We start from the raw sequence: 23,342 nt of genomic DNA on the forward strand, positions 1-23,342 counted from the left end.
CCCGAGCGCGTCGTCTCGGGGGCCTTCGAGGGGGTGAGGGTGAGCTCGTCAGGCAAGCGCCATGACGATCGGGTCGTGACTGGTCAGCAAGCTCGTCTTCGCGAACGAGCTGGGGAGCGTGCTCTGAGAGTTGAGGTACGCAGCCCGCATGAATGCTGTGCCGAGGAGGTGGAAGTTGGCGGGAGCGGAGGGCGCCCAGTTCTCGACGAAGTGGTAGTAGAAGTCCGTCGCCGAGCCGGCCGACAACAGGAAGGCTGCCCAGTAGCGGCCGGGCTGCATCGCGTAGGGCGCGGTGAGGCTGAAGGGGACGGCGCCCGTGTGGTTGTTCACGATGTCGGTCGGAGTGCCCGGCTCCTGCCCGGCTCCAGGCACAGGATTGGCGGAGCCGCCAAGAGGGGTGCTTCCGGTCCAAGCGACCCGCGAACCAGCCTCGTTGTAGATGCCCGCGAAGAAGCGGGCGGCCGGAATGATCGCGGACCCGCCCCATCCGCGAGCGAAGACGACAACCTTGCTTACCGTGGTCGGCTCCGTGATGTTGATGCCGGCCAGGTAGAGGCGGCCGACAGTGGCCGCCTTCAGGGCGTTTCGCTTCGTCGAGCCGCCCGAGTCGATGTACGCCTTCCAGTCGAAGGCGTTGGGGATGGTGGCCGGGTCGTGGGACCACGCCTGGAAGCCGAGGGCTTGCGGGCTCCACGAGTTCCGGGTGGCGCCGCCGACCGTCACGACCCGGCCGTCCGTCTGCCGGACCTTCATCACTCCAGATTCGGAGTAGGCGACGACACCGTTCGTTGGGTTGGTCGACGGGACGGTTGAGGCGTTCTGCATCCCCAGAACGCGAACGCCGCCACCGAAGGGCGTGGTCGTGTCACCGACGCCCACGTTGTAGAACGTAGCGCGGTGGCTGTTGCTGTACGGGTGGCCGGCATCTGTGACGCGGAAGTACGTAGCCGGGTCGCTGCTCCCGAACGCGGTGAACGCGTGCCCGGTCGTGGGCTTGATTTCCTCATGGCCGGTGAGGGTGCCGCCTGCCGTCGGCAGTGCACTTACGTCGGCGGCAGTGAGCACGGGGTCAGGGCCAGGCTTGCCGTTGACAGTGTTGACCGATCCGTCGCCGGGGTCGCCCTTCGGTCCCTGCGGGCCGGTGTCGCCCTGCGGACCCTTCAGGTTGCCGATCGAGGAGCCCCAGCCGGACGCGCCGCGCTGCCAGATGTCGCCCGTGTCGGTACGCAGGAGCATGTCTCCGGGGCGAGTATCGGCGCTTGGGGTCGAGCTGGTGTTGACGTACCAGGCGGCGCCGCGCACGTCGCCCGAGATCTTCGACCAGTTACCCGCGGACTTCGTCCAGTGTGTGACGGTCGTGCTGGTGACGCCGAGGAAGGTCTTCGTCTCGAACTGGGTGTAGACATCGCCGTCCGCGCCGAGGGCGGTGGCGGGTGCGGTCGTGCCGCTGTAGACCTTGGTGCCCGCCGGTCCGGCGTCGCCCTTGGGTCCTGCTGGTCCGGTGGAGCCCGCAGGGCCCGTGTCGCCCTTGGGGCCTTGAGGACCGGTGGCTCCGGTCGGTCCGACGACTCCCGCGTCTTCGGGGGAGGGGTAGAGGGAGAGGCCCATCAGGCAGCCACCTCCGCGCCGCTGATGTGGACGTAGCCGCCGACCGCGTTGCCCTGAATTTCGATGGTGTCGCCCGCGTTGAGTACCTGCGACGTTTCGAGCGTGAGCAGGCCCTTGGGGGCGATGCCCACGGAGGCGAGGGCGGGAACGCCCGCGAGGCGGAGCGTCAGCATGGCTGCCGAGGTCCCAGGGTTGGTGGCGACCACGTTCGTTATGACGGTGGTCAGGTTGTCTGGGACGGTGTAGGCCACCGTCATGGCTGCGGGGATCGCTCCCCGGAACAGGGTCTTGGGCGTTACCGCCATTCACCACACTCCCATGAGGGTCATGATCTTGAGGTCTGTGTCGCCGCCCGATTCGGCGGTGCGCTCCAGCGCGGAGACGCGGGATTCGGTGCTCGACACCCGATCGGCGAGTGCGGCGTTCGCGTCGAAGCCGGTGGGGTCGCCGAGGGTGGCGCCGAGGCGGAAGCCGTCCTCGTCGGCCTTGATCACCACTCCGCTCACGGTGGACGAGAGTTCCTGGCCTCCGGCGATGACAGTGACTCGGTCGCCCATGCCCCAGTCGCGGCCGTAGTCCATGAAGGCCGCGTCCTCGATGGGTACGGCCTGAACCGCGACGGCCGTTGAGCCCTCGTCGGCAAGGAGCTCGTCACCGGCCTGAGTCAGCTCGGCAAGATCGTTGGTGTTGCGCTGGTCCACGAAGCGTTCGATGCGGCGGCCCCAGTCGGCTTCCGCGCTGGTGGAGGTGTCGTTGTCGACCGCGACGAACGTGCGGTCCGCAAGGTCGCCTTGCCCGGCGACGATGACGCGGGTTGCTCCGGGAGGGGAGACCGCGACGCGCTGGCCGGACAGGGTGCCGGCCAGTACGTCGAGGCGGACTTCCCGCGTGCGGTCGGCGACCTCGTACGTTTCGAAGACCAGTTCGTGGCCGCGCTGCACGATGCGGAAGCCCAGGTCCGCGGTGAGGCCGATCTCGGTGAGGAGCTGCCCGAGCTGGGGGAAGCGGGCGGACTTGGTGATGATCGGGCCGCGTGCGTAGTCGGCCCCCAAGGTCAGGCTGGCGCGTCTGCGGGGTGCGGGTGCGAGCGGTCCGCAGTTGGCGGCGACGTAGGCGTGCATGAGCGACTCGGCCGGTCCCGTACGGGTGTCGTGGCCAGTGCTCTGGGTGGTCACGTCCGGGTTCGTAGGCTCGGGCCAGGCGAGCATGTCGGCGAGGACGCAGGTGTCGGAGATGCCCTTGAAGGCGATGGAGCCGCGCCGGTCGTCGGCGGTGGCCGCGTACTCCGAGGCGGACACGGGGCCGGACATCAGCACATCGGACGGGCCGGTGATCACGACCCCGGCACCGGGCAGCCGCAGGGCGTCCGCGAGGGGATGCTCGCTGGGCAGCCGCAGTGCCCAGGCGCCGACGTTGTTGAATGTTTCCTCGACGGTGAGGGCGAGTTCCTCGGGCCGGATCAGGCCCAAACGGGAGAGGGCCTTGTCCCGCACCTCCACGGTCAGGTCGGAGAGCTTCAGGTCAGATCACCATCCACTTCCTTGGCCGCCAGGAGCAGACGACCTTCGAGGCCGCTGTCGTGTCGAGGAGTCTCACGGTTGCCGTCGTGGTCCCGGCTGGGACTGTCCAGAAGCGCGGGGCTGTCCCCACGTCCGTGTACCGGTTGGCTCCTGCGTGGTCGGTGACCGTGCCCTGGCGCGTGTCGACGATCAGCCGCTCACCCGCCAGCAGGCGACCGTTCCATGTCAGGGCCTCACCGGTAGGCGAGACGACTTCGAGGTTCGAACCTGGGCCATGCACTTCCCACACGGGATAGGCCGGGGCGTCCCCGGAGTTCTCCAGGGTGATTTCACCAATGGCCTGCGAGGCGGCCAGCGGTACGGCGGCGAGAGACGACAGCAGAGACGCCGCCCCCTGGTCGCCGCCGACTGTCTGGGTGGATACGGTCGAGGCAGTGAAGTAGGGATCGGCGGCACGCACGGTGATCACGGTCTGTACGTCGTGCTGGGTTCCGGCGAGGTCGATGTCGCCGCCACCGATCCGGTAGACGGCTGTGGACCAGCGCACCTCCTCGTCGTCGATGATCACGAGGCTCATTTCGTCGGCCACGGCGCGGGCCAGACGTGAGACCAACTCGCGTAGGTGGCTGCGGTCGTGGCCGACGATGTCGAGGGGGATGTCGATGTCTCGGGACAGGACCCGTTGACCGCGCCAGCGGGCCCCGTCCCCGGCTCCTTCGAGCCACTGAGCCGAGACGGCGGGGAGACCGAAACCGGTCAGCCCCGCCGTGGCCTGAAAGCCGTAACCGCTGTCCGCGACGCCATTGAGGTCCAGCACGTCACGCGCGGTTTCCAGGCGGAGTTGCGTCACCAGCCCGCCCTTGCTCGGCTCGTTGCCGCGAACAGATCCTCTTCGGACGAGAGGGAACTGCCGGGCGCCGCGTAGTAGTTGAGTACCTTCGTCACGCCTGCATCGCTTGCCGAAGCGGCGAGCGAACCCGTGAGGTGGCGCGAGGTGCCGACTGCGCCCCTCACCTGGCCCACCCCGGGCGGCTCGAACTCCGTGCCGGCCACTTCGCGGGTCAGGCCGTGAAGGGAGTCCCGTACGGCGTCGTAGCGGGATTCGAGGCCCGTGATGAAGCTGTCGATCACGAGCTGACCGGCGCCCGTCAGGAGGGTGGCATCCCGGGCCGGGGGGCCCTTCCAGGACGTGAGCTTGTCCGTCAGGTTGCCGAGGGTGTCCTTGACGCTGTCGAACATGCCGGTGATGCCGGTGATGAAGCCCTTGATGAGCTGGATTCCGGCGTTCTTCAGGGTGGACCCCAGGTTGCCCAGAGCGTCCTTGGCCTTCTGGGGCAGGCCCCGGACCTTGTCCACGGCCTTGCCCAGCCATTCCGTGACGGTGGAGACCATCTCGCGGAACTTCGCCTTCGTCGTCGAGACGACGTTCGCCCAGCCCTGAGTGAAGTACGACTTGATGCTGGACAGGCCGCTCAGGGCACGGGAGCCGAGATTGGAGAAGAAGGAGGTGAAGCCCGAGCTGATCGCGTTCCACGCGTCCTTGCCGAAGTTCTGCACGGCCTTCCAGCCGTCCTTGAATGCGGTGCCGATCGCGGTCAGGCCCTTCTTCGCCGCGCCAAGAACACCGACCGACAGCCACGTGATCAGGGCGCCGAGGATGACGTCCCAGAGACCCTTGAGGAACTGCCAGATGCCATCCCAGAGATCCTCGAAGCCCTGCTTCAAGGTGTCCCAGTTGCCGGTGAAGATCCCCTTGAACAGGCCGATCCAGATCTCGAACCAGCCCTTGATGATGTTCCAGACGCCCTTGAAGATCTCGACGAAGCCTTCGAGGACGAGTGCGACGCCGTTGATCGCGGCCACCAAGGTGCCGGCCAGCAGCTCGGCGACGAACTGAATGATCGGCACGAGTACCGGCATCAGGAAGTCGATCACTGCCTTGAGCGCTTCGAGGAACGGCATCAGGGCCTCGACCAGCCGCGCGAACGCCTCCTGGAGCGGGGGCAGCACAGCCTGAGCCAGCTCCAGCACCATCGGAATCAGCGGCACGATGACCGCTTCGAGGAGCTTCAGCAGGATGTCGACCAGGGGCATCGCTGCCGTGACGAGTCCGGAGAGGAACTCGGCGAGGACCGGCAGGATCGGCGCGAGGCCCCCGATGAGCTGCGCGGCGAGCGGAGCGACCGCAGACATGATCGTGGTGAACAGCTCGGCGACCGGCGGCAGGATGGCCGACAGTGCCGCGAAGGCCGCTCCCAGCGCCTCCCCGATGATCGGGACGAGCGGTGCCAGGATCGGCGCGAGCTGCTGGAGGGCCTGGGTGAGGGCTCCACCCAGGAGCTCGATGATCGGGGTGACTGCCGGGGCCAGCGCCACGAACGCGTTCGCCAGAGGCACCAGGGCGGCGGCCACGAGCGGGCCGAGCATGGCGGCGAACGTGCCGATGACCTGCATCAGTGCGCCGAGCGCCTCGCCGAGCGGTGCCATCGCCGGAGCAAGGGCGGTAACAGCGGCCTGAAGGCCGTCGAACATCGCCTTCACGCCCTCGGTGACCGCAGGCTGCGCCAGCGCGGAAGCGACCGCGCCCAGGGCGGTTCCGATGATGTCGCCGACCTGGGGCAGGACTTCGGTGAGGAGCTGACCCAGCTCGGTGAACAGACTCTTGACCGCCGGGCCGGACTGGGTGGCGATGTTGTTCATCGCCTCGTGGGCAGCCGCGAATACGTCGGTCAGACCGCTTTGGAAGCCGGGGCTGTCCACAGCGCTGTGGATGCGCTCAAGGGTGTCGGCCATCATGCCGAGGGAGGAGCCCCCGGCCGCCTCGGCAGCGCGGGCGATGCCCGCGAAGATGCCCCCCAGGTTGGACAGCACTCGCCCGAGATCCTTGAGGTTCTGGACGCCTTCCTTGATCCAGCGATCGAGGCTGCCGTCCGCTTCCGCCTTGGTGAGGAACTCGGAGAAGCGCGCCGAGATGTCGACAAACCACTGGGCCAGCTCGGGCAGATAGGACGTGCCGACGCGGCCGAGGACCGTGATGACGTTGGCGTACGCTTCGGTGCCCGAAGTGGCGATGGTGATGGACGACGACAGGTCGTCGAACATCTGCTTCAGAGCCGGGTCCAGCGCGCCCTTGAGCGAGGCGGCCAGGCCCCCGAAGAACCCTCCGAGCTGCGTCGCCGTCTTGGCGACGCCTGCCGTGAACTCCGGGAGGAGCTCGTCGACCATCTCCCGGATGGGCTTGGTCGCCTTAGCCCAGAAGTTGTTGGAGATCGTGTCCTGAAGGGCTGAGAGCTGCCCCTTGACCTCGGGGAGGATCTTGTTGAAGTCGCGGAAGGCCGCGATGGTCACGCCCAGCCCCACGGCCATGCCGCCGAGCAGGCCCGGCAGGAGCAGGGACAGGGAGCCGATCGACGCGAGCGACGACGACAGGGCAGCTAGGTTGGAGGCTGCCGTCAGGCCCCAGCCCGCCAGGCCAGCAATCGCCAGCGCGAGGGAGCCGATGATCGGAATGTTCTTGTCGAGGTTCCTCAGCAGGTTGCCGAGCTTCTCGAAGATGTTGTTCAGCACCCGCGCACCGGACAGTGCGGCGAGCGCGGTAGCGACCTTCGCGACGGCGGCCTCGTTGAGCGTGGGCAGGATCGACACCGTGCGGGGCCGGGTGAGGTGTGCCAGCCGTGCGGACACGGCAGTCGTAGCACCGGTCGGGAAGTTCAGCTCGACATCGACCTTGACCGGGCTGATGTGCTTGGCCCAGTCCTCGATGTCCTTCTTGGTCTTCTCCGCAGACTCCTCGTCCAGGACCAGGGCGACCTTGCCTGCGCCGCGTACCTCGTCGATCTCGAAGGCGATCTTGCGATCATTCGCCTTGGACTGGAGCTCACGAGCGGCGCGCTCGACGGCTGTCCGCATACCGTGCGTCGAGATCGTGGTGTAGAACCGGATCTTGCGCGAGTCCGTGGAGCGGTTGTCGCGGTTGATGTCCCGGACCGCTTCCAGGACGCCCCTGCGGGCGCCGGAGGTGTCGATCTTCGTGCCGATCGTCACCTTGAGCTGCTGCTCTATCCGCTCCAGCTCGCGTTTGGCCTTGTCCTTGAACTCGGACGTGTCGGGGAGGACGCGGATGGAGATCCGGCCGACTACCTGGCCCGCTGGCATGAGCTACCTCCCAGAGAGCCGTGCGTAGATCGCGGCTACGGAGGCCGGCTTCTTCGGTGTCGTGCTGGGTGTCGTGGATTTCGCCTTCGGGCGGGGGTAGCCAGGGATCTTCGGGACCTTGCCCTTGCCCCAGTTGCCGGTGGCCTTCGTGTTGGCGTTGAGGGCGTCGAACAGGTCGGCTGCCATGTGGCGGTCGACGCCCCAGCCGAGGAACTCTCGGCCGCCCGAGGCGAGCGCAACCGTCATGGAGGTATCGGGAAGCCTCTGCACCAGGGCCAGAACGAGTGACGGGGCGGGGCCGCGACCGGCGATCACGTCACCCAGGTCGATGCCGTAGTGGAAGCGCAGGTCGGCGTACAGGCCCGCCCCGTAGTCGTCGATCAGGCGGCAGAGGCTCAGGCTTCCCCCGCCTGCGTGGCCTGCCCGTAGAACTCGAAGACCTGCGCGAGGACGGCGAGGTCTTCGCCGATCTCGTCCAGCAGGGCGCTTGCCGCGGAATCATGCTCGGCCACGAGCCGGATCGCGTCGGCGAGAAGCTCCTCCTGGTCCGCGCCGTCGTTGATCTGGTCCTGGAGGGCGGTGAGCCTCTTCCGCTTCGCTTTGGACAGGCGCAGCGGATTGAGCAGGCGTACCACTCGCTCGCCGACCGCAATGTCTGTGGAGCCGTATCGGGCCTCGGCGGCGGAACGGATGTCGTCCAGGGTGTAAGAAGCCAAGGGGGCGGACCTTCCAGTGGGTGTGTGCGTGGGGCGGACCGGGAGGAAGTTCCGGCGCGGACGTGGTCCGCTGGCGTCCGCGCCGGAGGAGTGGAGGGTCAGGGGGCGGTGCCCGCCGACCAGGAGTCGCCATCCCAGTAGGCGTTGGAGCCGTCGCCGAGCACGATGTACTGGCCGGTGGTCCAAGCGGTGGTGGGGTCGGCGATGATCGAGGCGAGTGAGCCCAGGGTCGCCGCAGGTGCGGCGCCGGTCGGTGTGTAGGCGCCGGGGCTGCCGGCCGTAGCGCCTGTGGCGATCGTGCCGCCGAGCGGGGTCACGGCGTACGTCCAGGTGTTGGACCCGTACGTCATGGGCTTCACGCCGAGCGGCAGTCCGGCGAGGCTCTCGGTGTCGGAGATCGCCATGTCGTCCGCGCGGTAGATCTCGGCCTTCGGCGCGTACAGCGCGAAGTGGTTCTCCCCGTCGATGAAGACGGCGAGGAACGCGGCCTTGGTGGGCTCGGGCTTCGCCGGGACGCCGATCGTTCCGTCCGGCAGTTCCGGGGCGTTCGCGCCGAAGTACAGGCGCAGCGCCTCCTTGTCGAACTGCTGGAGAGTGAAGGTCATCGTCTCCGTCCGCGCGCTGTACTTGGTGCGGAGGGACTGGTTCTGGAGCGTGCCGATGGTGGTGGCCTCGCCGCCTTCGGAGGTGATGCCGAAGACATCCTCCAGGCTGGTGTGCCCGACGTTGGCCCAAGGGCTCACGGGTACAAGAAGGTCACCGGGCAGGGATGTACCGACCGGCGCGGTCAGGTAGTTGCCCGCGCCGACGACCAGGGTTGCGTTGTCGTTGAGCGGCAAAAAATCGTTTCCTCACTCGCGCACGCCGAAGACCCGGCGCGCGGGGCTGCGGGCCGGGTGCGGGGTGCTGCGGGGTTACGGGGTGGGGTAGGGGCGTGCGCGAGGCTTGCGAATCTGAATGTCGTAGATCGACTCGTAGCGCCAGACGCCTGTGGGGAGATCCGCGTACTGAACGACACCGGTCGCGGTGGCCCAGTCCGGCGCCCGCCGGGGCGCGGAGTTCATGTCCACGCGGGTGATGTGGCCCAGTCCGGGGAAGACCTGTTGCTTGAGCCAGGCGTCGCGCAAGACGACGCGCACCGCTTCGGAGAGGATCGCCGCGTCCTGGTCCCCATCCGGGTCGGCGGCGAATGCGTGTATGGCGACGCGGGCCGAATCAGTGAACCGCGTGTCTCCGCCCCACGCCCCGAAGGAGGGATCGCGGCGGACGAGGACGAGCGGGAAGTCCTGGCGGAGATCGATGAGGCTCTTCACGGCGACGCCGGGCAGGCCCTTGCGGAGCACGGCCAGGAGTAGATCCTCGACCGGGCTCAGCTCCGCCAGGGCCTTGACGTGGTCGGGCAGGCCGGCCATCAGTCGAGCTTCACCTTGCCCTTCCGCTTCTTGGGCAGTCCGGCGGCTCTGGCGAGGATGAACAGGCCGTCCATGGCGGGAACTTCGACCTCGAACTCGTTGCCGTGGCGGTCAGTGCGGGTGGTGGTGTAGGCGTCGCGCCCGTATTCGATGCTGAGCGCCGCCTTCTGCCCTCGGTCGTCGGAGAGGACCACGTACCGGTCGATGCGCCCGGCCTCGATGTCGATCTCCGCGTCGCCTTCGGCGCGGTGCTGCACGAGCAGCTCTTCGGCCCGCGCTGCGACCTCGAAGGCGATCTCGTCGAGCGCGAGGGCTACGTCCTTGTGCCGGGCGATGATCTCGGGCGTGCGTGCGTATATGTGAGCCATCAGGGCCGCTCCCGGATGTCGAGGGACCAATGTCGGGTACGGCGGTCGCCGTGGTGGTAGGCGGGCGGGGAGACCACGTCCCACGTCGCGCCGTTGTACTCCACCCGCGACCACAGGGAGACGCCTTGAAGGTGGGCGTCCACGATCATGCGGGCGACGTTGATCTGCTGCTGGCCGGGCACTTCGGCGCGGGCCGAGCGCTGCGGGATGAATGCCGCCCGTACGTCGATCGGGCTGGTCGGGTCGGCGACGTGGACGGTGTTCCCGCGCTGGTCGACGACTTCGACGGTCTTCCACACGCGGGCCTTCTGGCCGCGCCTTCGCTGCACGCTCACCACGGGTCCTCGTCGTTCGCGAAGAGCGGGAAGGGGGCGCCGTCGTAGTCGACGGGCACCAGGCCCGCGCGTACGGGGCGTGTACGGGAGTCCCAGGCGGAGACGATCACGCTGGTCAGAGTCGGCCGGGTGCCGGCCAGTCCTTCGAGGAGCTTGATCTCCTCGCGGGTGAAGTAGACGCTGCCCGCGTCGCGGCCGTGCGCGTCGCCCCAGGCCAGCGTCTCGTCACCGGCCCTGCTCTGCGTGTAGCCGTTCGGATTGCGCATGTAGCGACCCGCGGCCTTGAGGACGAGGGTGCGCACCAGGCGGGGCGGATTGGCCTCGGGCCAGTCGCGGCCGTAGACGGCCGCCAGGTCGGAGGCGTCCTCCAGGGCCCCTGCTGCGATGCGCAGTTCATCGTTGTCGAGGTCCCAGTCGAGGCGGTCCTTCAGCTCGTCGAGGGTGGCGTACGCCAACCGCCGACCTCCTTTCACGCGGGCCACCGGGCCGCGCCTACCAGCTCAATGCCGAATAGGCGCGGCCCGCTGGCATCAAGGTGGATCAGGCGTTGGCCGGGTCGGTCTCAGCCACTCGGCCGGTCGGGGTCCACACCTTCGCGTCGCTCACGCCCGTGATCTGGGCCAGCTCCGAGGCGGCCTCCGGGTAGTCCGAGGCGCCGTCGAGAGTGAGCTTGATACCTCGTACGAAGTGCTGCTGGGTGGAGACGACTTCCTTCTCGTTTGCCTCGTCCCATCCGACCAGCACGTCTTCCACGGAGCGGAAGCCCTGGTAGCAGTTGACGATGCTGCGGTCCTGGAAGTATTCGCTGTCGTAGTCGCGCAGCCAGCGCAAGGCCAGGCCCTCGAAACTCGTGGTCGCGCCGAACGGAACGCTCTGCGGCACGCTCGGTGCCGCGCTGGCGAAGATGAAGCCGGACTGCGCGAAGGCGTACGCCGCATCGGACGGGATGGTCTGGTCCACGATGAACCGGAACCCGTACCGGTTGCCGAGGGTCGCGTTCACGAGCGCGGACTCGGCCTGGGAGTCGCCGACGTTCGAGGCCAGGTTCAGGTCCGGGTCGGAGAGCAGTACGGTCTCGAAGTCGGAGCCGACCACCATGTACCGGTTGCCCTCAGGCACGTTGAACTTGTTGAGTACGCGCCGGGCCTCGATGATGGCCTTGCGCATGGCCTGTTCGGTGTTGCCGATCGTGACCGCGTACGGCTGGTCAACCAGGGTCTTGACGGCCCGGCGGGCGAGGCCACGGGCCACGGCCTTGACCTGTGGGCGCAGGAGCTTGGACCACTGGGTGATGTCGAAGTCGTTCTGCTCGTCCGTCAGCTTGACGCCGTTGTAGACGTTGCCGCCGAAGGTGACGGGGATCGTCCGCTCGGCGTACTCGTCGAACACGACGCGCTGACGGGTGCCAGGCGTGGAGCTGCCGGCCGAGCCGGAGCGCCACTCGTAGTCATGGAACGGGAGAACGCCTTCGACCTTGACGTTGATCGTGTCGTTCTTGGCGCCCTTGAAGCGGTCGACGCCTTCCTTGGTGAACAGGTTCGGGACGAGGAGTTCCTGCTCCAGCATCCCGATGGCGGTGGCGATCAGCTTCTCCGGCTTGATTACCTGATGTTCGGCTGTCACTAAGCCTCCTGGGGGCATGAAAAAAGCCCCCGGCGACCGGAGGCGTGGCTAATGGGTGGGGCAGGTTCAGCGGGTGGTGAGCCGGGCGAGCTTGCGCGGGTCCAGCTCCCCGTCGTCCCCGTCGTTCGGGTCGAGGCCGCCGCTGAGGCTTTCCGGGGGAGCCAGGCGCAGGAGAGCACTCAGGGCCTTGGCGTCGGCTTCCAGCTCGTCCACGGACTCACCCCGCAGCCGGTTGGTCAGCTCGTCGGGGAGGCCGTGCTTACGGGCGACCGCTGACACGCGCAGCTCGCGCTCCAGTTCGGTGTTCTTCGCTCGGACCTCGGCGAGTGCGGCCTCCACCTCCTCCGGAGTCTTGGCCTGACCGAGCTTGGTCTCGGCGTCGCGCAGGCGGGTCCGGTAGGAGGCGGCCTCGCCGCGGACCTTGGTCAGCTCTTTGCGGGCCCACTCCGGAAGCTCGTCCTCCGAAGGGTCCTGCGGTGCTGCCGACTGCGGCTCACCCTGCGGCGGCTCGCTCTCGCCGGGCTTCGCGCTGTCGTCCTCGGGGGTGGGGGTCTGCTGGGTCACGGTCACGCCTCCTGGGTCGTGGTCGCGGCACGCCGCGCCTCCAGGGCAGCGGCCTTGTGCCTCTCGCGTTGCTTCTGGCGGATGAACCGCCGCCAGACGGTCACGGCTGCCTTGCCGGTGTGGCCCTTGGTGACCTTGGGCCACAGGGCCTCGTACTCGCGGTTCAGGGCGAAGAGTTCTGAAGAGCCGTACTGCTGGCGGGAGAAGACCGGCTCCGCGTAGCAGTGACACCGGTCGTGGTAGAGGTCCCCGTCCCTGAAGGTCGCCGACGCCTCGCTCTTGTAGGACACGCCCCGGCTGATCAGCATGGCGCACCAGCCGCACGGAGTGCCGGTGCGGGAAAGCCGTACGTACCCCAAGGCCCGACGGTCCCGCTGCATGTGGTTCCAGGTGGTCGACCGGCCGCCGTTCATGGCGACTCGGGATGCCGCTGCGGCCTGCTGAGCCCCGGCTTGCCGGTGGGCTTCGCCGCGTTGCCGGTCGGCGTCCTTTGCGGTCTGCTCGTCGTCGACCTGGGCCAGTCGACGGTCGAGGTTCCGGGTGCCGAGTGCGTCAAGGACGGTGCGAAGTTCCTCCTCCGCCTCCCGCTCGATCCGCTCCTCGTCCTCCCTGAGTCCGTCGAGCTCCTCGACGAGGATGTGCTCCCAGTCCTCTGCGTCGTCATCGAGTTCCAGGCCGTCGTCATCGGGCGCGTCCTGGCCGTCCTCCTCTGCTGGCGCCGACGTGTCGAGGGGAGCGGGCGAGGCTTCCCCGGACTCGCCGGTCGCGGCCTCGCCCGCAGGCTCGGAGGCCGGGGGCTGGTAGGTGCCGGCCAGGGCGGTGAACTCGCGGCGCAGGTCGCCGAGCGTCACATGCGTCGGCTCGGGGTGGTACGGGTCCGCCACCGTCGTGCGGGTCTGGAGCGCTCGGGCGAGCCGGTAGTAGGCCCGCGCGAGATCCCGCGACATGCGCCGACGGGACATCACCAGCGTGATAGCCCTACGTAGCCATCCGATTGCAGTAGGGCCCTGCAGGGCGATGGGAACCTCCGCCCACAGGTCCAGGGCCTCAGCTGTGGTCGCCGCGCCGACCTGCGCCAGCGCGAGGTGGAAGGCGACTGATGCCCGCTCAGCCTCCGCCTGCCGCGCTGTGCTCGTCACGCCGCTTCCGGGACACTGCGGTCAGCGGTCGCCCGAGTCAGCGCCGTCGAGAGCTGCGCCACGGAGTCGTCGTCCTCGCGCATCTGCTCCCAGTCCTCAAGTTCGGTCTGGGTGACACCGGGGACGCGGCGCCAGAGCCCTCGCTCGGGGATGCCGAGCTGCTCGCGGAGCTTTCCGAGAGCGTCGGCGGCGTGAGCCAGGGAACGGGACTCCATGTCGCGCCAGACGACTTCGCCGCGGAAGTCGTCGGCGGACGAGGCATTGCCGGCCAGCTCGGCGGCCAGACGGAAGACCCTTTCCCAGGACTCGCCGAAGCTGGTCCGGAACTCCGCGATCATGCGACTCAGAGACACCTCGGCGGCCTGGAGGGCCTCGGCTGAGAGGTTGGCGATCTGCCCCAGCATCGCGTGCGGAGGCACCTGTGCGATAGCGCTCAGGTGTCGGACGGACATGTCGATCGACTCGATGAATCCGGCGAGCGGAGTTTCGTCGAGAGATCCGAATCGAACATCCGGATCTTCGGCAAACAAAAACCTGCGGGAATTGTGGTTGATCTGAAGGGGGATCGGATTGCCCAGTTCATCGAGAACGGGCTCACCAGTCTCAGAGTCGCGCTGGACCGGCGGAGCCATTCCGCTGACCGTCCGCACCTTCGTGCTGCCGTAGGTCTGGGCCAGGAGCAAGTCGAATACGGTCTGATTGATGCGGTCTTGAAGCGCGATCATCGGCTCGATGACGCCCAGCGTGCGACCTTCCAGGTCGACGCTCGCGGCGAAGCGGGTCACGGGGCATTCCTGCGCGCCGTGAAGAACGCTGCCGCGGACACGGACCGACTTCTCGTCGCTCAGGGACAGGAAGGAGACCTTGTACTCACGTCGGGTATCCCACAGCCGGGCGCGGCCCGGCTGCTCGTCCTTCGGCCATGCGGTGACGGTCAGCGCCGCCGCAGGGGTGTCGTCGTTGGCCGGGTCCTCATAGAGCGCAGCCGTCTTCAGTGCGGAAAGGCCCTTGGTGACGATGGCGCCGGACCGGCCCTTCTCGGTCACCGTGAAGGCGTGCCCGAAGGCCAGAGCGCCTCGGTAGACGGCGGCCTGACGTGCGTCGAGGCGGCTGCGCTGCCAGTGCTCCCACTCGGGCGTGGCACTGTCTGGCTGTGAGGCTGCCGTGGCATCGGCACCGGCGCGGTAGCCATCAACGTAGAGAGCCTGCGCCGGAGTTCCCACCAGCAGGGGCATCCAGTTCGACACGGCCCTCTTGGCGAGGAGCCGGTACTCGTCGTCAGCCATCGGGGGCATGTACGGGTCTGCGTGCCGGCCGTGCAGGTAGGCGTCGATCTGCGCCAGCCGTCCACCGTCGCGATGGAGGATTGCGAGGAGCTGCTGCGCAAGCGTCAGCGGGCCAAGGGAGGCCATGGGTCACCGCCCTTCGTGCACGGTTTAGCGGGTGAATCACAGGAAGTAGCCACGGCCAGTCCGCTTGCGGACCTTCCGGCCACGAGCGCGGAGATCGAAAAGGGCCTCGTGAGCCAACATCAACGCTGCGTATGCATCGACCTTCTTCGGACTCTCGCGGCTTTCCTTGCCGAATGAGACGCCGAAATTGTTCACGCGGCGTCGTGCATTGAGTACGTGTCGGCGAAGTTTGCGGTCGCCGTCGTGGGAGACCTTTCGGTCGAAAATCGAGCGCATCAATCGCTCGTTCGCGCGCGTCGAAGCCTTCAGGCTGGTGCGCATGTCCCAGCCGATTGCGTCCTTGCCCGGAGCCTTGATGGCCAGGCCCTCGCCGTAGAGTTCGGCCCACTCGGAGATGTAGCTCTCCCAGAGAGCCACGTCCGCGTACATGCCCTGCACGCTGAAGGTGCTGAACGCTTCGTGGACGGCGCTGTCGACTTGGTCGCGGGGGACCTCCCAGTCCTTCCCTGCGGGGCCGTCCGGCTTCTCCCAGAGCCCGAGGGTGAAAGCGCACATGTCGCTCACGCGGAGGGCCATCAGGCATGTGGAGTCGTCGCGGAGACCACCATCGAACCCGAGGGTGATCGCGTCGCCGGGCTGAAGGGTCTTGCTGTCGTCGCGAAGCACATCCCACTCGGCCGGGCCGAACAGCGCGTCTTCGGACGCCACGATCTGGTTCAGCCACATCCGCCGCGAGCGGCTCGGCGCAATGGTCGTGTCGAGGATGGACTGAAGAATCGTTTCGACTCGCAGCCACACCGCGTCGCCGCGGATCTTCGGCAGCACGATCCTGATCGCCTCGGGCGTCAGGGGAGTTGCCGGGTGTGCCTCGATGCTGTCGTAGAGGAAACCCACATCGGCGGCGCGGCCTTCGAGGATCTTCTCGTACGCCTCGCGCATCTTCTCGGCGACCGAGTCTTCGCCGGGGAGGTACGCGTTCGTGATCGCCAGGTAGCGCGAGTCCTTCTTCGTCGCGTTGCCGTCGATCGTCTCGTACATCCGGTCGCCGGAGTTGCCCGTGACCCAGTGGTGCGTTTCGTTGAGCACCGTGAAGGTCACGCGCCCGCCTTCGAGGGCGCGGAAGGACGAGGTGACCGCTTCGAGTCTCTGCCGGCCGCCGTGCGCGCGGATCAACTCGGCCCCGGCCTTGATGCCGTACGTCTCGATCATCTTGTCCGAGATCAGGGATGGCATCAGGGTCATGGTGTTGCGGGTCTGGTCCCGACTGACGGCCGCCACCTGCACCCACGCCTGCGGATGGGGGACGCCGACCGGTTGACCATCCGGGCCCCAGTGCGAGAAGCGACTCGGGCCGACGAACTCGACGAGCGAGATCACGGCCAGCAGGGGGTCCTTGCCCCAGCCCTTGAGGCGCTGCAAGACGCCCTTGCGGTGTGTGAACCGGCCGTTCTCGTCCACCGCGTACCAGTGGAGGAGGAAGCGAAGCTGCTCGCGCGTGAAGCGCCAGGGGCCGCCGTCCTCGGCCTTCAGATACTCCGCGCACCACCCGGCGATCTGCCATCCGAGCGTGCGCGTCGGCAACGACCAGGAGCCGTCCGGCTCGCGCCTCCACGTAGGCCCGAGGAACGTAGGCTCAAGTCTTTCGATGTCCTCGGCCGCGAGCGCGGGGGGAGCCTTCGGCATACGGCTCACCTCCGGCGCTACTCGGCGAGTCCGAGATCCTTCTTGTAATCGGCGATGGCGAGCACGGCCGCCGACTGCTCCTCCGGCTCCGGCTCGTGCAGTTCGATGCGCACGCGGCGCCGGTCGCCCTCGGCGACGAGGAGTCGCTCAAAGGCGGAGTAGATGGTCTGAAGCATCTGGCCGGACCTTTTTCCTGACTTCTTGTAATAGGAGAGGTCTTCGCACAGCGAGTAAGCGAAAGCCCAGTCGCTGTTCTGGTAGAAATCGACCTGCCCACTCGACTTGAGGGAATCCCAGAGGCGACGGGAAATCGGATGCCAGTCGCGGTCAGCGTTTGGGATTTTCACGTCACGCAGAACACCCTTGGTCACGGACTGGACTTCTCCGCCCTTGCGCTCTCGGGGGCGGGCGAGATCTGCCTCGCGGCTCGGCACAGGGCCAGGCATCGCGTCCACCTCCGTTCAGGTTTGAGGCCCCGGAGACGGAGAGCGGTCTCGGGGGCCGGCGCGAGCTCAACAGGCATGCGGCCTGGAGCTCCAACGCGGTCACAGGAGGCCCGGGTGATCCTCGGTCCTGCGGAAGCGGCGCGCGTTCCGCCTGCGAACGGCGGCACTGGCCACCGCGCCCTCGCGAGAGGACTTGACCCGGTGATGCCACCCGCAGAGCGATTGAAGGTTGGCTTCTCGATGGTCGTCACCGGGCTTGATGTGGTCCACGTCCGTGGCGATCTCAGGGCACCGCACGCCGTATTGGTTTCTGGCCGTGCATTGGTTTCTGTCCCGCCGAAGGACACGGGCGCGGATTTGTGGCCAGTTCGCTGGCAGGCGGTCTCTTCGACTTGAGCTTGACCAGCCCATCGAACCCCCTTGAAATCTTGAAGAAGGGGGCTGATGGCAACGGCGGATAGGTCCTGTAGGTAGACCTAAGAGGCTTCGCCCGGTGGGCCCCGAAGGGGGCCCATTGAGAAAGTCATAATGCCAAGCGCGAAAGCCTTCTACTTGTATATACGGAGCCCGCAGGCGTTTCCGGAAAGACTCAACGGTGTGACGGTGGTCACGTCAGCCCGAAGGGTCGGCGAGGGCAAGCTAGCTTCAAGTCTTGCAAAGAGGTCACACTATGTCGTAGGTTCCGTGGCACCGTAAGCAAACGACCCCGGGTCACAGGTGCAGGCACACCTCGCCGGGGTCGTCGACACCGAGAGGGGTAACTCTCGATGCGCGTGCATCGTAACCGGCACGACTGCGCCTTCGTGGTCATGCCGAACCAGGCAGCCAGGCACAAGAAGCTGTCCCTGACCGCCCGCGGGCTCCTGGTCACTCTGCTGTCCATGCCCGACGAGGCGAAGGCCACCGTCGAGAGCATCACCGACGCCGTCGACGAAGGCCGACAGGCCGTCTCCAAGGCGTTCCGACAGCTCGAAGACGCGGGTTACCTGCGCCGCGAGCGCTACCAGCACCCCGAAACCGGACGCTGGTGCACCCAGACACACGTCTCAGACCTTCCGAGCAACCACATTCCGGCGGCCGGTGAGCCGGGTACCCGGTCAGTCGGCGGATCTCCCAAGGGAGTAAAGAACCGGGTAAAGAACCTCCTCCCCGGACCCTCCGTTGAGTGCGAGGGCGCCGAGCAGCGCGAGGCCCGCGAGGAGGAGGGGAGAGCCTCTGGCGAGAAGAGCGACCAGGGCACTCCGGCTGAGGGCGAGACGGGCAAGGCCGCATCGACCCTGGCTCGCCTGGCTGACGCCGACCATCGCCTCAAGCTCAGCACGAGCGAAGTCCTCCGCCTCACTCCGCTCGCCGCTGTTTGGCTCACGGAGGGGCACAGTTCCTCGGAGATCGTCACCGCCTTGACCACGCGCCTGCCAGAGACTGTCGACTCCGCCGCCGCACTGGTCTCGTATCGGCTCAAGAACCAGATGCCAGCCAAGCCGAAGCCGAGGCCGAAGCCCGCTCCGGACACACGTGCTCGTTGCGAAGGCTGTGGCGCCGTCTTCCCGCAGGGGCGGACCGGAACGGTTTGCGGCTCCTGCCGCGACGAGGAGGACAGCGCCACCATCCGTGGGGACCTGGGTACTCCGGCCCCGGCCATGGCAGTGCCTCCGGAGCCTTCTGCCGTGAGTCCCGAGGCGGCTGAGCTCCTGGCCGCGATCCGCCAGCGGCGCGACAGCGGGGTTGTGGCCAAGGGCAAGAAGTGCCGCCCCGTCCTCGCCGCTGCCTGACAGCCACCGCGTAGCAGAAAGGCAGACATATGTCTCCCATGCACATGCCCTGGTACGCCCGCTCGGTGTTCACCGCTGGCAGGCCCCTCGTCCTCGTCGCCGCCCTCGTCATGTCCGTCCCCGGAGAGATCCGGATGGCAGAACTGGCGGGCTGGCACGGCTGGATCACCTGGCTCATGCCAGTGTCGATCTCCGCCTACGCCGCCTGCGCCGCCGTCATCTCCGACGTTCGCCGTCGAGCCAAGGCGCCCGGCCGCGTCACTGCCACCATCGGTGCAGGTCTGGCACTGGGCTTGGCACTCGCGGCTCAGGTGGTGGCACACCTGATCGACAGGGGCTACATGGCAACGTCGGCCGTTCTGGTTGCCGTCGTCTCCGCCGTGCCGCCGCTCGTCGTGGCACACATGCTCCACATGGCAGCGACACCGCCGGCCTCGGTGACAGCGGAGCAGCGTATCGCCGAGCTGGAGGAGTCTCTCCTTCTCATGGCACTCCAGCTCGGCGAGGCCCTCGACCTCGAAGGGCGAGTGCTCCTGTCGAAGATCCACGGCGTCAAGAACAGCCTCGACGAGCTGACGCAGGCGGCCGAGGAACTGGCACAGGAGAACGAGGATCTGGCGGAGGAGATCGCCGAGGAACTGGCAGTGGCCAAGGTGACGGAGCGCGCTCCCCGGCAGAAGGCGCGTGCCAAGAAGGCTGTGCCTCTCGCCGTCGTGAAGGAGGCCGTTGCCGCCATGAAGGCAGAGGGGGCGAAGGTCTCCGGACCGGCACTGGCAGACAGGCTTGGGTGCTCCGTCCGCTCTGGCTACCGGTACCTCGGCGAGGTCCAGGCAGCCTGACCTGCCGCTCCAACACTGGTCAACGCCTTTATCGGTAAAGCACTTGACTGGTCAAGGCGTTGACTGGCATCCTGGCGGCATGGCAGAACACGAAGCTCTCATCTTCGAGTACACGATCGTCGGCCCCGACCTCCAGCTCATCGACGGCCGGGAGATCGCCGCCGGCATCGCCGCGGACTGGACGGGGACCGCTCACGACCTCGCCCGCGAGATCCTCAAGCGCTGGCGAACCGACCCCCCGGCCGAGCACGCTGAGGAACACGTCATGGCGGTGGAGGTGACCGGCACGAACGGTACCTACGCCGCAGTCGACGACCCCACGCCAGTCGAGCCTTCCGTGCACGCTCTCGAAGTGGCCATTGAGGCGAAACTCATCGCTGACCACGTGGCGGAACAGGCCGGCAAGGATCTGGCGGAGGCAATGCGCAACGCACACCGGGCAGGTCTGTCGAAGAATCGCGTCGCCGATAAGGCGGGCCGCGTCATGTCCCGCCCGACAGCACTCAAGGCGCTGAAGGGGTGACGAAGAGAGGCTGAAGGCCCGCTTTCTGCACGCGTCGCAGCCCCGTTTGCCCCGGTGGCAGGCGGGGCTGCGACCACTGGTCGACCCCGGAACCGTGGCAGAATCCGAGCTGCTAAGACGTGGCGGTCCGGCTCTTCGCCTCCAGGGGGTCACCCCCCACCCCCCAGAGGGAACCGCGTACGCGCGCGGCGCGCGGAGCCAAGGAACGCGCGCACATCGCGCACTGAATCCCTAGGAACCGGCCCTGACCTGCGAATACGCCAACGGGATTGCAATAGTTGATTCTCTTGGGGTAATGTTCTTCCTGTCGCCGCAACGGGACGCCAGCCGCGAGGCAGGTGGAGCAGAGCGACGGCACGCCACTCGAAGCGATTGCAAGAGTTGCGAAACACGATTCCGATCCGCTAAGATCGGAATCACCGCCGAACGGAACACCCGGGCAGCGGTCAGGACAAAGGGATTGCCTGGCCGACCGGCTTTCAGGGCGGATCGCAGCGAAGCATTTGATAGAGTTGCGAAAGATGACCGAGGCCCGCTAGGGTCGGAGTCACCGCCAAGCGGGAGACCGCGAGGCACCAACACTTCCCCGGCCGATCGGCTTACATGCCGCGACTGGGCAGCGAAACCACCGTCCCGTTACCGCCGTGAGGCAGGCAGCGGGGGTGAAGGATGGGCGACCACGGCCCTGAAGCTGGAGCGAGCGTAGGTAGGGCATCCTGCTGTCTGATGTGAGCGAAGGTGGATGGCGACGAGAACCCCGTCGGGTACAGCCACCCAGGTGAAAGGAACGTTGCCCGTACCGGTCTATCCAGCCGGTAGCGGTCGGGCGCCGCATCCAACTGACGTAACTCGCTGTGCCGGTCCGTGGGATGCCCTGCGGTCTGGTGTCCAGGGGGTCGGAAGGATCGGTAGGCGGGAATGTGACTGCGGTGTCCAGGGCTCACCGTCCATCATCGGACGGCCGGAAACGGGTCGAGAACTTCGGAAGCGAGGTGATCGGAACGGGAACGGCTTCGAAGATGGGCGGTGAGATGAGGTACTGAGCGGGCCTCACCCACCAACCGCTCAAGTTGAACATCCGGCCACTGGCCGGAGCCTCCCGGCGCCACAGGGCGTAGGTGCGAAGCCACCGGGAGGCGCCATGATCGCGAAACGTTTGTAATAGTTGACGCGACGTGATCGAGTCGCTTCACATTCGGTGGAGCGTCACGCCGCCGGGTGACCGCCTGGCATCGACGAAGGGGAGAAACATGAAGACGGGCATGCAGGGCGTATCTCTGGCGAAGGTTCCGAGTGGTTACCAGCCGTCTGTGGAGGAGTGGATCGAGAACCTGACCAGCCGACTCGAATTGGTCGCCCGGGAGCTCGACGCCGCCCGCGTTGAGCTCGCGGTTCGACGCGAGTCCGAGGACGAGATGGCGCGGGTCGCCCTGGAGGTTGCGTTGGAGAACGAGGTGCTCCGCCTGGTGGTCGGCGAGCTGGGTGGCGTGCTGGTTCTGGGCGTCTGACCTGCGAGGCGTTTGTAATAGTTGAACAGTGGTGCTCCGGGTGAGTCCTGGAGCACCACCCGATGCGAGGACAGACATGAACCGGATGCCCGTGCCGACAGAAGCGGCCCTTGCGAAGTACGCCGCCTGCCTCGACGAGGCGCACCGATCTTGGCCCTCATGGCGCGATGCCTGGAGTGATGGGCCCACACACGTCGAGATGTTCTGGTGGCACCACGATTCCGCCGGATGGATCGGTGACAAGTCGAACTTCGAGACCGCCCGCGATCTGATTCGCGAGGCCGCTGACGAAGGTTGCTTGGACACCGAGACTTCGGACGAGCACGTTTGCGAGCTCGGGCGCGGGTCGAGCGCCTGGGACGTTGGTCAGCTCTTCGTGCAGGTCTACGAGGGTGGCTGCGATGACGACTGCCCCGGCACGCACACCGACGAGTGCCCGTCGCACTGCGATGCCTCGGTGGGCATCTGCGAGGGGTACGAGTGCGAGGGCGACTGCCACGGCACCCGCACCTACACCGCAGCCTTCCGCACGGCCGTCGCCCTGGCCGAGTACATCGAGCATGAGCACCCGTTCCTCAACGAGGACGACTACTACGAACAGCGCCGCGAGGAGTTCGAGAAGAACCTCGCCGAGGTGCTCCAGGACATCAAGCTCCACTACCCCTACGACTCCGAGGCCGACCACCAGAGCACCGTCGAGCACGCCTCCGAGCGGCTCTGGGACCTCTCGGACTACGAGCCTGACGGTTATGCGGACTGGGACGACGCCCGAGAGGCGTACGACTACGGCCGCACCGAGCACTTTTTGAACCTTGGGCGCGAGTTCATGCGCAACGAGATCCCCGGTCAGCTCGCCCTCATGGCCTGACCCATCCCCTGATCTGCCGCCCCTCCCTGGCCTTCCCCCTCATAGGGAGGGGCGGCTTCCCCTGCGATTGCGAGGACACATGTCTGCCACCGCCCGCCCTTACGAGGTGCGCGTCTGGAACGAGGTCGCCGATCTCCTGGGCCTGTGGGAGGTCGAGCCGGACGGGCCCGGCTTCCTCGTCACCCACGACCACCGTGAGGAGACCCGCTTCGCCACCGAGGACGAGGCCCTGAGCTTCGCCCGGCTCGGAGCTGAAGCGCTCGTCGAGACTTCCCGCCGCGACTGCCCCTGCGAGGGCGACCCCGACTGCGGGGTCTGGGAGCCGCACGGCATCTCCGTCCAGGAGGTCGCAGGCGAGCTCTCCCTGATCACCCCGCCCCTTCTCTGCCTCTAGCCACACAACCCCCTGGAGCAACACACCATGCGTGCCTTCAAGCGCCTCGCCCTCCCATGCCTGACTGCGGTGAAGTCTGCGGCGAGTCACATGCCGGCCGTCCTCTCGTGGCTGAGCCGGGCCCTGAATCCGTGGGGTGCACTGCGGATTGAGCGGCAGACCACGGCGCTCTACATGGCCCTGGCCACCGATGCGGTGGAGATGGCTGTCGACCGTCTTGGCCAGTACCGCTCTGCGGCCTGCGATCTCGCGGATCTCTTCGACGACGGGATGCTGGCCAGCCACATAGCCGACAAGCTGACCTGCTCGGAAGCCGAGTCGCTCGCGGACTTCTTCCGCGCCGTCGACCATCCGCATGTCGCCGATCTGTGGCTGGAGTGTCACGCCGAGGGTGACGACGACGAGGACGACCTCCACTACCAGGGGGAGCGGTCTGAGCTCGCCCTCGTGGCCTGAC

The 23,342-nt window shown here is 67.3% G+C and carries 25 protein-coding genes; 7 read left to right on the top strand and 18 right to left on the bottom strand.

Going from position 1 to position 23,342, the window contains the following annotated elements; all coding sequences use genetic code 11:
* Positions 1–48: 48 nt before the first annotated feature.
* The 18 genes from CIB93_RS38425 to CIB93_RS09025 form a co-directional block, all read right to left on the bottom strand.
* The gene (locus CIB93_RS38425; RefSeq protein ID WP_218839768.1) at positions 49–1,608 is read right to left on the bottom strand and encodes a collagen-like protein; all 1,560 of its coding nucleotides are present in this window, start codon (positions 1,606–1,608) and stop codon (positions 49–51) included.
* The gene (locus CIB93_RS08945; RefSeq protein WP_096625836.1) at positions 1,608–1,913 is read right to left on the bottom strand and encodes a hypothetical protein; all 306 of its coding nucleotides are present in this window, start codon (positions 1,911–1,913) and stop codon (positions 1,608–1,610) included. The genes CIB93_RS38425 and CIB93_RS08945 overlap by 1 nt, the downstream gene beginning before the upstream one ends.
* On the bottom strand, positions 1,914–3,107 hold the full coding sequence (locus CIB93_RS08950; protein WP_257002102.1) for a siphovirus ReqiPepy6 Gp37-like family protein: 1,194 nt from the start codon (positions 3,105–3,107) through the stop codon (positions 1,914–1,916).
* A 22-nt stretch (positions 3,108–3,129) separates the two neighbouring features.
* On the bottom strand, positions 3,130–3,978 hold the full coding sequence (locus tag CIB93_RS08955) for a phage tail domain-containing protein (protein ID WP_096625838.1): 849 nt from the start codon (positions 3,976–3,978) through the stop codon (positions 3,130–3,132).
* Complete coding sequence (locus CIB93_RS08960) at positions 3,975–7,283, bottom strand: hypothetical protein (RefSeq protein ID WP_096625840.1); 3,309 nt, start codon at positions 7,281–7,283, stop codon at positions 3,975–3,977. Before CIB93_RS08960 ends, CIB93_RS08955 begins: the two co-directional genes overlap by 4 nt.
* 3 nt (positions 7,284–7,286) lie before the next feature.
* A complete protein-coding gene (locus tag CIB93_RS08965; RefSeq protein WP_257002103.1) occupies positions 7,287–7,529 on the bottom strand; it encodes a hypothetical protein in 243 nt (80 codons plus the stop codon).
* Positions 7,530–7,678: 149 nt separating this feature from the next.
* Positions 7,679–7,999 carry a phage tail assembly protein gene (locus CIB93_RS08970; RefSeq protein WP_096625844.1) on the bottom strand — a complete coding sequence of 107 codons (321 nt, stop codon included), beginning with the start codon at positions 7,997–7,999 and terminating at the stop codon, positions 7,679–7,681.
* Between the two features lie 98 nt (positions 8,000–8,097).
* Complete coding sequence (locus CIB93_RS08975) at positions 8,098–8,838, bottom strand: hypothetical protein (RefSeq protein ID WP_096625846.1); 741 nt, start codon at positions 8,836–8,838, stop codon at positions 8,098–8,100.
* 75 nt (positions 8,839–8,913) lie between these two features.
* Positions 8,914–9,411, bottom strand: coding sequence for a hypothetical protein (locus CIB93_RS08980; protein WP_096625848.1), 498 nt, complete (start codon positions 9,409–9,411; stop codon positions 8,914–8,916).
* The gene (locus tag CIB93_RS08985) at positions 9,411–9,779 is read right to left on the bottom strand and encodes a DUF5403 family protein (RefSeq protein ID WP_179500039.1); all 369 of its coding nucleotides are present in this window, start codon (positions 9,777–9,779) and stop codon (positions 9,411–9,413) included. Before CIB93_RS08985 ends, CIB93_RS08980 begins: the two co-directional genes overlap by 1 nt.
* Positions 9,779–10,114 (bottom strand): phage head-tail adapter protein, encoded by a 336-nt coding sequence (locus tag CIB93_RS08990; protein WP_218839769.1) that lies wholly within the window; start codon positions 10,112–10,114, stop codon positions 9,779–9,781. The genes CIB93_RS08985 and CIB93_RS08990 overlap by 1 nt, the downstream gene beginning before the upstream one ends.
* Entirely contained in the window at positions 10,111–10,569 is a 459-nt protein-coding gene (locus tag CIB93_RS08995) for a hypothetical protein (protein WP_096625853.1), read from the bottom strand. Before CIB93_RS08995 ends, CIB93_RS08990 begins: the two co-directional genes overlap by 4 nt.
* Before the next feature lie 85 nt (positions 10,570–10,654).
* Positions 10,655–11,737, bottom strand: coding sequence for a hypothetical protein (locus CIB93_RS09000; protein WP_257002104.1), 1,083 nt, complete (start codon positions 11,735–11,737; stop codon positions 10,655–10,657).
* Positions 11,738–11,803: 66 nt separating this feature from the next.
* The gene (locus CIB93_RS09005; RefSeq protein ID WP_096625855.1) at positions 11,804–12,301 is read right to left on the bottom strand and encodes a hypothetical protein; all 498 of its coding nucleotides are present in this window, start codon (positions 12,299–12,301) and stop codon (positions 11,804–11,806) included.
* 2 nt (positions 12,302–12,303) lie between these two features.
* Positions 12,304–13,248: a hypothetical protein gene (locus tag CIB93_RS09010; protein ID WP_257002105.1), complete on the bottom strand. Its 945-nt coding sequence runs from the start codon at positions 13,246–13,248 to the stop codon at positions 12,304–12,306.
* A gap of 188 nt (positions 13,249–13,436) precedes the next feature.
* Positions 13,437–14,852, bottom strand: a complete 1,416-nt coding sequence (locus tag CIB93_RS09015; RefSeq protein ID WP_096625859.1) for a phage portal protein — start codon at positions 14,850–14,852, stop codon at positions 13,437–13,439.
* Between the two features lie 36 nt (positions 14,853–14,888).
* Positions 14,889–16,535 carry a terminase gene (locus CIB93_RS09020; protein WP_096625861.1) on the bottom strand — a complete coding sequence of 549 codons (1,647 nt, stop codon included), beginning with the start codon at positions 16,533–16,535 and terminating at the stop codon, positions 14,889–14,891.
* 17 nt (positions 16,536–16,552) lie between these two features.
* A complete protein-coding gene (locus CIB93_RS09025) occupies positions 16,553–16,906 on the bottom strand; it encodes a hypothetical protein (RefSeq protein WP_257002106.1) in 354 nt (117 codons plus the stop codon).
* 842 nt (positions 16,907–17,748) lie between these two features.
* Between CIB93_RS09025 and CIB93_RS09035 the strand changes: the two genes are divergently transcribed.
* The 7 genes from CIB93_RS09035 (at position 17,749) to CIB93_RS09065 (ending at position 23,341) form a co-directional block, all read left to right on the top strand.
* On the top strand, positions 17,749–18,753 hold the full coding sequence (locus CIB93_RS09035; protein ID WP_096625867.1) for a hypothetical protein: 1,005 nt from the start codon (positions 17,749–17,751) through the stop codon (positions 18,751–18,753).
* A gap of 29 nt (positions 18,754–18,782) precedes the next feature.
* Complete coding sequence (locus tag CIB93_RS09040) at positions 18,783–19,592, top strand: hypothetical protein (protein WP_143660013.1); 810 nt, start codon at positions 18,783–18,785, stop codon at positions 19,590–19,592.
* Between the two features lie 79 nt (positions 19,593–19,671).
* Positions 19,672–20,115, top strand: coding sequence for a hypothetical protein (locus CIB93_RS09045; RefSeq protein ID WP_096625871.1), 444 nt, complete (start codon positions 19,672–19,674; stop codon positions 20,113–20,115).
* A gap of 1,250 nt (positions 20,116–21,365) precedes the next feature.
* Entirely contained in the window at positions 21,366–21,623 is a 258-nt protein-coding gene (locus tag CIB93_RS09050; protein WP_096625873.1) for a hypothetical protein, read from the top strand.
* 298 nt (positions 21,624–21,921) lie between these two features.
* On the top strand, positions 21,922–22,491 hold the full coding sequence (locus CIB93_RS09055; protein WP_179500041.1) for a hypothetical protein: 570 nt from the start codon (positions 21,922–21,924) through the stop codon (positions 22,489–22,491).
* 79 nt (positions 22,492–22,570) lie between these two features.
* Positions 22,571–22,885: a hypothetical protein gene (locus tag CIB93_RS09060; protein ID WP_096625877.1), complete on the top strand. Its 315-nt coding sequence runs from the start codon at positions 22,571–22,573 to the stop codon at positions 22,883–22,885.
* A gap of 90 nt (positions 22,886–22,975) precedes the next feature.
* Positions 22,976–23,341, top strand: coding sequence for a hypothetical protein (locus CIB93_RS09065; protein ID WP_143660015.1), 366 nt, complete (start codon positions 22,976–22,978; stop codon positions 23,339–23,341).
* Position 23,342: the final 1 nt, after the last annotated feature.

Origin of the sequence: Streptomyces sp. WZ.A104, from assembly GCF_002382885.1 — a bacterium.
Lineage (GTDB): Bacteria > Actinomycetota > Actinomycetes > Streptomycetales > Streptomycetaceae > Streptomyces.